A 10441-nucleotide genomic window follows, 5' to 3' on the forward strand; every position below is an offset into this window, starting at 1 on the left:
GGCGGTTGACGCGGCGCCGCGGGCCGAGCGTGCGGCGCAGCGCGAGCGCGCGCAGCGACGACGGCTTCTGCAGCAGCGAGCGCAGGCCGGCACGGCGCGAGAACGCCTGCGCGCTCATCATTGAGAAAAATGCGTGGAACCACGCACGGATACCGTCCAGCCGGCTATGTGCGGGCGTACGCTCGGCCAGCGCCTGCGTGCGTGCGCGGTGATGGCGCAGCGAGCGGGCAGGAGCGGGCGGCACAACGCGCTTCGCAGCGCGGCTGAGACGGGAAGTCAGACGGAATGGCATGTGAACGATGCTTCGCTTGTATGGATGGCGCCTTTGGGAGCGCACTGGTATGAACGGCCTCGGATTGCGCAACGGATCTTACCGAAACTCGTTGCGCGCCGCGCCCGCCAGAATTGACAGGCCGCGACAGGCTACAGGGGATTCATGACGGGCAAAAGTCGCGATAAACCCTTGTGCCACAACGCGTATGCCGCATACCGCCTGTCGCTGAGGCCAGCACAGCGCCGCACAGTTCCCTTGAGCCGGATCAAATTCGCGATTGGCATGCCCCTGCGCACGACAATGGTGCTGTTCGCGGCATCCGGCGCCGATTTACAATCGTCACATTCACACAATAAGCGTCTGGCATCCCATGTCGTCTCCATTGCAGTCGGAATCGATCCGCGCGCAAGTCGCGGAATTGCGCGAGCGCGGCTTCGTCGTCGCGCGTGGCCTCGTCAGCGACGAGCAGTGCGCGGCGCTCAGGCAGGTTGCGGAGCGCCAGTTGCGGGAGGCGGCCGAGCCGATCGAGTTCGAGGCGGACCTGCGCTATCCGGGCGCGCCCGAGTCCAAGCATGCGCCGGGCGGGCATACGGTGCGGCGGCTGCTCGACGCGTACTCGCGTGATCCGGCCTTCGCCGAGCGCGCGATCGCACCCGAAATCGGTGCGTGGATGCGCGAGTATTTCAGCGAAGAACCGGTGCTGTCGCGCGCGCATCACAACTGCATGATGACCAAGCATCCCGCGTACGGCAGCCTGACCGGCTGGCATCGCGATTTCCGCTACTGGTCGTTCGAGCGTCCGGACATGGTGTCGGTGTGGCTCGCGCTCGGCCCGGAAACGAACGAGAACGGCGCACTGTGGCTGGTACCGGGGTCGCATACGGCCGAATTCGGGCCTGAAGCGTTCGACGATGCGAAGTTCTTCCGCAGCGACCTGCCGGCGAACCGGACGATGATCGATGCGGCCACGTGCCCGTCGCTGCAGACGGGCGACGTCGTGTTCTTCCACTGCAACACGCTGCATTCGGCCGGGCAGAACCGTTCCGACCAGGTGAAGTTCTCGCTCGTGTACACGTATCACGGCGCGAGCAACCGGCCGGTGCCCGGCACGCGCTCGGCATCGAAATCGGAAGTGCCGTTCTAGGCGCGCAGCGGCCGGCCCTCAAGGCCGCGGCGATGACGCGATGCCGCGCATCGCGGGTGCATGGAACAACGGGCGGCCTGGCCGCCCGTTTCGTTTGGCGCGGCCCGAGCGCATGACGCGGGCCGTGCGCGCATCGCGCGGCTGCGCGCTCAGCGCTTGCCGCCCGGCATCGCGAGGCCGATCAGGCCGATGAACGATGCGACGGCGCCGCCCACGATCAGCAGGATCGTCTTCGTCGCGGGCGAACCGGTGAAGAAGCGCGACACGTTGTCGTTGATCGAATGGAACGACTGGCCGCCGAAATACAGCAGCACGACGCCGCCGACGAGCAGCGCAACCGAGATGACCCGGGACATACCAACCTCGCTGAAACGGTGATTCGAGACGCCGCAGTGTAGGCGACGGCCGCGGCCGCGTCCATCGTCGCGCCGCCGAGCGCGTTCCGGCCGTTTTCGCTACCATAGTCGTCGTATGACTCCTTCGCCGCCGCCGCGCCGCAAGCGTGGCCGGCGCGCGTCCCTTCTCCCGATGTCCTGACGGAACCGACTCATGGCCTACGAAGCAGCTTCCGAACGTTATGCCGACATGCAATACCGCACCTGCGGCAAATCCGGGCTCAAACTGCCCGCGCTGTCGCTCGGCCTGTGGCACAACTTCGGCGACTCGACGCCGATCTCGACGCAGCGCGACATCCTGCGCACCGCGTTCGACCTCGGTATCAACCACTTCGATCTCGCGAACAACTACGGGCCGCCGTACGGCAGCGCGGAAACCAACTTCGGCCGGCTGCTGAAGGAAGATTTCCGGCCGTATCGCGACGAGCTGCTGATCTCGACCAAGGCCGGCTGGGACATGTGGCCGGGGCCGTACGGCAGCGGCGGCGGGTCGCGCAAGTACGTGCTCGCGAGCCTCGACCAGAGCCTGCAGCGGATGGGGCTCGACTACGTCGACATCTTCTATTCGCACCGCTTCGACGCGCACACGCCGCTCGAGGAAACGGCGGGCGCCCTCGCATCCGCCGTGCAGCAGGGCAAGGCGCTCTACATCGGCATTTCGTCGTACTCGGCGGCAAAGACGCGCGAGATGGCCGAGCTGCTCGCGCAGTACAAGGTGCCGCTGCTGATCCACCAGCCGTCGTACAACCTGCTGAATCGCTGGGTCGAAACCGAACTGCTCGGCACGCTCGACGAGATCGGCACGGGCAGCATTGCGTTCACGCCGCTCGCGCAGGGGCTGCTCACGTCGAAGTACCTGAACGGCGTGCCGGCCGACGCGCGCGTGAACAAGCCGGGCGGCGGCTCGCTGAAGCAGGATCACCTGAGCGAGGACAACCTCGACCATGTGCGCAAGCTCAACGCGATCGCCGAACGGCGCGGGCAGAGCCTCGCGCAGATGGCGCTCGCCTGGGTGTTGCGCAACGGCCGCGTGACGTCCGCGCTGATCGGCGCGAGCCGCGCGGAGCAGGTGCGTGAAAACGTCGGCGCATTGAAGAACCTCGAATTCTCGGCGGAAGAGCTCGCGGAGATCGATCGTTACGCGACGGAAGGCGGCATCAATCTGTGGGAAAAGCCGTCGACCGATCAGGCGATCTGACCGGCAGTCGATACGGCATGCGAAACATCGCGTGCCGTATCAATGGCTTGCGCGCAGCCCGTCGCATCGCTGCAGTGCAGCGATGCACGTCACGCACGGGTGGTGCGCCGCTAGATCAGCGCAGGCAGGCCTTCGACGAGCAATACCGCGACGCCGACGCCGAGGATGACGCCCAGCACGCGCAGCAGGTTGTGGCGGAATTCGGTCGCGCACGGCACCGCGCCGAGAAATAGCGCTCCGGCCAGCGCCATCGGAATCAACAGGATGAAGTCGCCGATCGTGAAGTAGGTCGTCATGCGTGTCTCCAAGGTCGACCGGAGCGGGCGCGTGCGCACTTGCTCCGGCCCCATGCCGGGTGTTTCTAGTCTTGGTCCGGCCCGATTGCGAGCGGGGCGGTCAATTCGAGTATAGGCAACCGGCAGCGCTTTTCGCTATCCGAACCATTAAAAATCAGCGGAAAGCCCCGCGAATCGCGCATTTTTCCCGCAAGTTCGACGAACGCCTTGCGCGCATCTTTCTCGCGCCTTTCGATTGTTGCGGATTCGTCGTATGTTCCGATGCGTGCCGCCGCACCCGCGGGCGCGGCGGCACGCCCGCTCATGCGCGGTCGGGTTGCACGCGGGCGGCCGGCGCACGGAACACGAGCGCGAGCCCCGCGATGATCGCGCCCATGCCGGCGAGCGCGAGCGGCTCCGGCCGGTTGCCGAGCCACGCGGCATCCATCAGCGTGGTGACGACGGGCACGAGATAGAACAGGCTCGTCACGTTGACGAGATCGCCGCGCTGCATCAACCGGTAGAACAGCAGTTGCGCGATCACCGAAATCACGATGCCGAGCCACAGCAGCGGGATCACGAAGGTCCAGCTCAGGTCGAACGACACCGGCCGGAACGGCACGATGGCCACGCACAGCGCGAGGCCGATCGCATTCTGCAGCGGCAGCACGTCGGCGGCCGCCACACGTACGCGTTTTTGCAGCAACGAGCCGGCGGTCAGCGCGACGAGCGCGGTGAGCGCGCACGCGATGCCCGCGAGCGACAGGCCGCCGTCTCCCGCGCCGCGGAACACGACGAGCGCGAGACCGGCCAGCGACAGCGCGAGCCCCGCGATGCGCACGGGTTGCCAGCGCCGCTCGACGATCGCGAGCGTGAGGATCGGCTGTACGCCGAGGATCGTCGCGAGCACGCCCGGTGCGATCCCGCGTTCGAGCGCGAGCAGGTAGAAGATCGAATAGCCGCCCATCATCAGCAGGCCGGTCAGCGCGGCCATGCGCCGTTCGCCGCGCGGCGGCAGCCAGCGCTTGCGCAGGAACGCCAGCCCGAGCAGCACGAGCGATGCCAGGGCGAAACGTGCGGTGAGAAAGACGAACGCGGACGCGTGACGCAGCCCGAGTTCAGCGAAGATCGCGCCGCTGCTCCACAGCAGCACGAAGAGCGACGTCGCGCCATGCGCGGCGAGCGCGCGTTTGAACGAAACCATGTGAATCCACCTGTCGAACGGATCGGAATGTTCCATCCGCGCGCAGCAACACGCCGTGCGTCACGACGCACGAATGCGAGCCTGCGGGCGAATGGAAGACGAAACGAAAAGCCGGCTGGTCAGCCGGCGCGTGCCGCCGGAGGGGGCGGCGCGGCGCCGACGAGCGGCGGTGCGACAGGAGGAGGAAGGACCGACGGATGCGCGCACGCCTGCGGCCGCGAGTCGAACTGCGGCCGGGATTTTGCAAGGGCGGACGTGAACGGATGCATCGTGTCGGAATGCGCTTGAACGCGAATGAGCGTCAAAGGTACCGCAAGGCCGGTATCGGATGCAACACATGTCGGTGCGCATCGCATGGCGAAGGTCGCAGGGCGATGCGTGGGCAACCGTTGCTGTGCGGGCTGCGTTCGAGGCAGGGGGAAGGTGATGACGGCGTCGTGTGATTCGGCCATCGCAGTCGCGCGAAATTGCCCGGTGACCGGATACCGGATTCACGGTGCGCGCGGGGCGTCCGTCACGTACGCGCCGCGGTGATGCCGGGGATTCGGCGGGCAGTCACATTCGACAGGGTATGATGGGGGTAACCGGGCGGGCAAGCGTCTACCCCGGCGCAGTGGTTGATTGGAGACATTCGACGAATTCGCGGCACTTCGCCTGCTTCTTCTTCTTTTCGTGCTTCGATAAACCGTGAACAATGGGATTACGCGCAACGCTCCGACGAGAGCGCGCGGATCGTGCATTTGCCGGCCCCCAGCGGGCCGGGTTTCAAGATTCAAGAGTGGGGAACCATCATGCATGTCGGGTCGATTGTCTGCACTACCCATATCGCGGTGCCGAAGGGCGCGCGCGGCATCGTCCAGCGCGTCCTGGGCGACATGGCCATGGTGACCTGGTACGCGGGCGTACCGGGCGAGTCCAAGGAACTCAACACCGAGCCGTTCTTTCTCGAGGACCTGATCGACACCGGCGAATCCGTGCTGCCGGCCGGCGCGGCGCTTCACTAAGCGCCACCGTCGCACCGGGCGCTCGTCTTTCAGTCCGGCTGGCGGCACAATGCGGGGCATGAAAGACGTCACTTCCGCTCCCGCTTCTCCCGCCGGCCCGCCGTTTGCCGGACTCACGCCCGAGTGCGTGCTCGACGCGCTCGACAGCGTGCTGATACCGGCCGGCCTGCGCACCGACGGGCGCCTGCTCGCGCTCAACAGCTACGAAAACCGCGTCTATCAGGTCGGTATCGAAGACGGCCCGCCGGTCGTCGCGAAGTTCTACCGTCCGGCGCGTTGGTCGGACGAAGCGATCCTCGAAGAGCACGCGTTCGTCGCCGAACTCGCCGCGCGCGAGATTCCGGCGGTGCCCGCGCGCACCTTCGATGACCGCACGCTGCACGCGTTCGACGGCTTCCGCTTCTCGATCTTCGAGCGGCGCGGCGGCCGCGCGCCCGATCTCGACCGCAGCGACACGCTTGAATGGCTCGGCCGCTTCATCGGCCGGATCCATGCGGTCGGTGCGACGCAGCCGTATGTCGCGCGCCCCGTGCTCGACATCAGGACGTTCGGCCATGAGCCGCGCGACTACCTGCTCGCACACGATTTCATTCCGGACGATGTGCGGCCCGCATACGAGACGGCCGTGAACCTCGCGCTCGAAGGCGTCGAGGCCGCGTTCGAGCGGGCGGGCGAGATCCGCCTGCAGCGCACGCATGGCGACTGTCATCCGAGCAACGTGCTGTGGACCGATGCCGGCCCGCACTTCGTCGACTTCGACGACAGCCGGATGGCGCCCGCGATCCAGGATCTGTGGCTGCTGCTGCCGGGCGATCGCGAAGGTGCGTCGCGTGCGCTGGCGGACCTGTTGGCCGGCTATGAGGACTTCTGCGAATTCGAGCCGCGCGAGCTGCACCTCGTCGAAGCGCTGCGCACGCTGCGGCTGATTCACTACGCCGCATGGCTCGCGCGGCGCTGGGACGATCCCGCGTTTCCGGCCGCGTTCCCGTGGTTCAACACGCATCGTTACTGGGAAGCGCGCGTGCTCGAGTTGCGCGAGCAGATCGGCGCGATGCAGGAAGGGCCGCTCTGGCCCGTGTGACGGCGCGCGCGGCACCCTCGCCGCGCGGCATGCCCGTGCGGGCCGCGGCGCGCTGCACGCGGCCCGTTTCCCGTTTCGCCTAGAACTTCAGCATCAGCTTGATCAGCGCGGCGAAGCGCTTGCCGTACGGCGGCGCGAGCAGGTTGCGTGCGTTCAGGCGCGCCTGCGTGAGCACCGGCTTCATCTTCGAGAACGTCACGAAGCCGTCGTAGCCGTGATAGGCGCCCATGCCGCTCGCCCCGACACCGCCGAACGGCAAACTGCCGCACGCGATGTGCATCAGCGTTTCGTTGATCGACACGCCGCCCGAGATCGTTTCGCGCATCACGCGGTCGATCGTGCCGCCGTCCTCGTCGAACAGGTAGAGCGCGAGCGGACGCGGGCGCGCATTCACGTAGGCGATCGCTTCGTCGAGCCGTTCGTACGGCACGAGCGGCAGCAGCGGCCCGAAGATTTCCTCCTGCATCAGTTGCGACGCGGCCGGCACCTGCGTGACCGCGCACGGCACGAAGCGGCGCGATGCGGGATCGGATTGCGCGTCGGACAGCGGATGCAGTTGCGCGCCGGCCGCCTGCGCGTCGCTCGCGAGCTGCTGCAGCCGCGCGTAGTGGCGCGGCGACACGATCGTCGTGTAGTCGCCGTTGGCCGAGAGGTCCGGATACATCTTCGCGAACCGGGCGCGCGCGCGCTCGATGAACGCGGCTTCCATCCCGCGCGGCAGCAGCACGTAGTCGGGCGCGATGCAGGTCTGGCCCGCGTTCAGCGTCTTGCCCGCGACGATCGCGTCGACCGCTGCATCGAAGCGCGCGTTCGGGCCGACGATCGCCGGCGACTTGCCGCCGAGTTCGAGCGTGACGGGCGTGAGGTTGTCGGCGGCCGCGCGCATCACGTGGCGGCCGACGTGCGTCGAGCCGGTGAACAGCAGGTGATCGAACGGCAGTCCGCTGAACGCGGCGCCCACTTCCGCATCGCCGTTCACGACCGCGACGTGGTCGCGCGTGAAGGTCTTGGCAATGAGCTGCTCGAACAGCGCCGACGTGCGCGGCGTCAGTTCGGACATCTTGACGATCGCGCGGTTGCCGGCCGCGAGCGCGCAGATCAGCGGGCCGGCCGCGAGCAGCACCGGGTAGTTCCACGGCACGACGATGCCGACCACGCCGAGCGGCTGCGGAATCACCTTCGCGCGCGCCGGGCGCAGCCACTTGTTCATCGGCTTGCGGATCGGCTTCATCCAGCGCTTGCCGTGCTTGAGCGCGTCGTCGATCTCTTCCTTCGCCATCCAGATTTCCGACAGCAGCACTTCCTGCTTCGCGCGATGACCGAAATCGGCGCTGATCGCTTCGGCGAGGGCATCCGCATGGTCGATCAGCATCGTGCGCAGCGCGCGCAGGTGCTGCACGCGCGTTTCCCATGCCGGATACGGCGCGCGCAGGTAGGCTGCGCGCTGGTCGCGCAGCAGCGCCGTCAGCGCATCCATCGACGGCAGGCCTTGCGGGGCCAGTTCGGGCAGGTCGTTCTTCATGTCGTCTCCTCCAGTTGGGCCAGGCGGGTCGGCCGGCCGTCACGCCGCACGCGCACGCTCGGCGAGCGCGGCGACGCGGATCGGGGTGGTGCGGGTCGCGCGGCACGGGGCCGGATGCGACGTGTGCTCGAAAACCGGTTGAAGCGTGCAGCGGGCGTCGCATCCGCGCGACGGTGTGTGCGTCCGGAAACCGTGTCGACGCGCATGTGCAGGTAGTGCGATGCGACTGTTGCCGGGCACGCGATGCCGAGGCGCGACTACCCGGCGGCGCACCGCAGCGGGGCAGCGCGACAGGTCCGTCAAATCATGCCGCGGCGCATCGTGCCGCTGCGGCCAGCAACCGTCCAAACGGTCGGCGACGACACGTGCCGTTCGATTTCGATCGACTGCGCGCATGACGATAAGCATCCCCGCGCGGGCAGTCGTTTGAAATGAAATGCGGGCTGCGCGCATCGCGTCCGGATCACCCGGTCGGCACGCGGCCTGCAGAACCTGGCGCTGCATCAGCGTCACTCCCGTTTCGCGACGGATCGGCTTCTCGTGGCCGGCGCGTCGCGCCAAGCGAATCGATACATCTTAAATTTAGTTCACGCGGGCGTTTAGAGGAATCGCTCTTGAATCCGCGTGCCGCGCGCGCGATGGCCATTCCTACAATGCCCGAACATTACAAGAGGGGACGCGGTCGCCTGGCGGCCTTCCATGACACGACGGAGACGTGACATGCAATACGACTACATCATCGTCGGCGGCGGTTCGGGCGGCTCGAGCCTGGCAGGCCGTCTCGCCGATGCCTGCCCCGATGCGACGATCGCGCTGATCGAGGCCGGCTCGCATACGGAGCGCAACCTGCTCGTCAACATGCCGGTCGGCATCGCGGCGCTGGTGCCGTTCAAGCTCGGCACGAACTACGGCTACGAGACGGTGCCGCAGCCGGGCCTCGGCGGGCGGCGCGGCTACCAGCCGCGCGGGCGCGGGATGGGCGGCTCGAGCGCGATCAACGCGATGATCTACACGCGCGGCCATCCGGGCGATTACGACGAATGGGCGCAACTCGGCGCGGCGGGCTGGGGCTGGCAGGACGTGCTGCCGTATTTCCGCCGCGCGGAGGGCAACCAACGCGGCGCCGATGCGTGGCACGGCGCGGACGGCCCGCTCACGGTGTCGGATCTGCGCTTTCGCAATCCGTTCTCCGAACGATTCATCCAGGCCGCGCATGCGGCCGGCTATCCGCTGAACGACGACTTCAACGGCGCGACGCAGGAAGGCGTCGGCTTCTACCAGGTCACGCACCGCGACGGCTCGCGCTGCAGCGTCGCGCGCGCGTACATCTACGGCCGCAACCGGCCGAACCTGCACGTGATCACCGATGCGACGGTGCTGCGCGTCACGTTCGACGGCAAGCGCGCGGCCGGCGTCGCGGTCGCCCGCAACGGGCGCGTCGAGACGCTCGACGCGCGCGCGGAAGTGATCGTGTCGGCCGGCGCGTTCAATTCGCCGCAACTGCTGATGTGCTCGGGGATCGGCCCGGCGGAGCAGCTGCGCCGGCACGGGATCGCGGTCGTGCAGGATGCGCCGGACGTCGGCACGAACCTGATCGACCATATCGATTTCATCATCAATACGCGCGTGAATTCATCTGAACTGGTCGGCGTGTGCCTGCGCGGGATCGCTAAGATGACGCCCGCGCTCGCGCGCTATTTCTCGAGCCGCACCGGGATGATGACGAGCAACGTCGCGGAGGCCGGCGGCTTCATCAAAAGCGATCCGTCGCTCGAGCGTCCCGACCTGCAGCTGCATTTCTGCACGGCGCTCGTGGACGACCACAACCGCAAGATGCACTGGGGTTTCGGCTATTCGCTGCACGTGTGCGCGCTGCGGCCGTTCAGCCGCGGCACGGTGGCGCTCGCGAGCGGCGATGCGCGCGATGCACCGCTGATCGATCCGCGCTTCTTCAGCGATGCGCGCGATCTCGACCTGCTCGTGCGAGGCACGCAGGCGATGCGCAAGATCCTGTCGCAGGCGCCGCTCGCGTCGCAGGGCGGGCGCGAGCTGTACACGCGGGCGGACCAGAGCGAAGCGGAACTGCGCCAGACGATCGTCGAGCATGCCGACACGATCTACCACCCGGTCGGCACCTGCCGGATGGGTTCGGATGCGCGCGCGGTCGTCGATCCGCAACTGCGCGTGCGCGGCGTCGACGGGTTGCGCGTGGTGGATGCGTCGGTGATGCCGACGCTGGTCGGCGGGAATACGAATGCGCCGTCGGTGATGATCGGCGAACGCGCGGCGGATTTCATCGTCGCCACGCGCAAGGGCGCGGCGCCGCGCGGCGAGGCAGCCGCGG

The 10441-nt window shown here is 67.6% G+C and carries 11 protein-coding genes; 5 read left to right on the top strand and 6 right to left on the bottom strand.

What is annotated here, in order from left to right:
- Positions 1-292, bottom strand: a 292-nt coding sequence (locus G3N96_RS35360) for a hypothetical protein (protein WP_206140066.1), incomplete at its 3' end; no start/stop codon positions are given.
- Positions 293-644: 352 nt separating this feature from the next.
- Between G3N96_RS35360 and G3N96_RS35365 the strand changes: the two genes are divergently transcribed.
- Positions 645-1418: a phytanoyl-CoA dioxygenase family protein gene (locus tag G3N96_RS35365; RefSeq protein WP_206140067.1), complete on the top strand. Its 774-nt coding sequence runs from the start codon at positions 645-647 to the stop codon at positions 1416-1418.
- A gap of 149 nt (positions 1419-1567) precedes the next feature.
- Here the strand turns inward: G3N96_RS35365 and G3N96_RS35370 are convergent, their stop codons facing one another.
- The gene (locus tag G3N96_RS35370; protein WP_011353528.1) at positions 1568-1774 is read right to left on the bottom strand and encodes a DUF3185 family protein; all 207 of its coding nucleotides are present in this window, start codon (positions 1772-1774) and stop codon (positions 1568-1570) included.
- Between the two features lie 193 nt (positions 1775-1967).
- Between G3N96_RS35370 and mgrA the strand changes: the two genes are divergently transcribed.
- On the top strand, positions 1968-3011 hold the full coding sequence (gene mgrA, locus G3N96_RS35375; protein WP_206140068.1) for an L-glyceraldehyde 3-phosphate reductase: 1044 nt from the start codon (positions 1968-1970) through the stop codon (positions 3009-3011).
- A gap of 110 nt (positions 3012-3121) precedes the next feature.
- Here the strand turns inward: mgrA and G3N96_RS35380 are convergent, their stop codons facing one another.
- The 3 genes from G3N96_RS35380 to G3N96_RS35390 all read right to left on the bottom strand — a co-directional run bounded on the left by G3N96_RS35380 (position 3122) and on the right by G3N96_RS35390 (position 4490).
- On the bottom strand, positions 3122-3307 hold the full coding sequence (locus G3N96_RS35380; RefSeq protein ID WP_011353526.1) for a hypothetical protein: 186 nt from the start codon (positions 3305-3307) through the stop codon (positions 3122-3124).
- A gap of 65 nt (positions 3308-3372) precedes the next feature.
- The gene (locus G3N96_RS35385) at positions 3373-3612 is read right to left on the bottom strand and encodes a hypothetical protein (RefSeq protein WP_124582019.1); all 240 of its coding nucleotides are present in this window, start codon (positions 3610-3612) and stop codon (positions 3373-3375) included.
- Complete coding sequence (locus G3N96_RS35390) at positions 3609-4490, bottom strand: DMT family transporter (RefSeq protein ID WP_206140069.1); 882 nt, start codon at positions 4488-4490, stop codon at positions 3609-3611. The genes G3N96_RS35385 and G3N96_RS35390 overlap by 4 nt, the downstream gene beginning before the upstream one ends.
- A 791-nt stretch (positions 4491-5281) precedes the next feature.
- Between G3N96_RS35390 and G3N96_RS35395 the strand changes: the two genes are divergently transcribed.
- Positions 5282-5494, top strand: coding sequence for a hypothetical protein (locus G3N96_RS35395; RefSeq protein WP_011353523.1), 213 nt, complete (start codon positions 5282-5284; stop codon positions 5492-5494).
- Between the two features lie 49 nt (positions 5495-5543).
- Entirely contained in the window at positions 5544-6575 is a 1032-nt protein-coding gene (locus tag G3N96_RS35400) for a serine/threonine protein kinase (protein ID WP_206140070.1), read from the top strand.
- A 79-nt stretch (positions 6576-6654) separates the two neighbouring features.
- Here the strand turns inward: G3N96_RS35400 and G3N96_RS35405 are convergent, their stop codons facing one another.
- Positions 6655-8097 (bottom strand): coniferyl aldehyde dehydrogenase, encoded by a 1443-nt coding sequence (locus tag G3N96_RS35405; RefSeq protein ID WP_124582025.1) that lies wholly within the window; start codon positions 8095-8097, stop codon positions 6655-6657.
- A gap of 720 nt (positions 8098-8817) precedes the next feature.
- Here G3N96_RS35405 and G3N96_RS35410 point away from each other — a divergent pair.
- The coding region (locus G3N96_RS35410) for a GMC family oxidoreductase N-terminal domain-containing protein (protein WP_206140071.1) at positions 8818-10441 on the top strand (1624 nt) is incomplete at its 3' end.

This window comes from Burkholderia sp. Se-20373 (assembly GCF_017104705.1).
Taxonomy (GTDB): Bacteria; Pseudomonadota; Gammaproteobacteria; order Burkholderiales; family Burkholderiaceae; genus Burkholderia.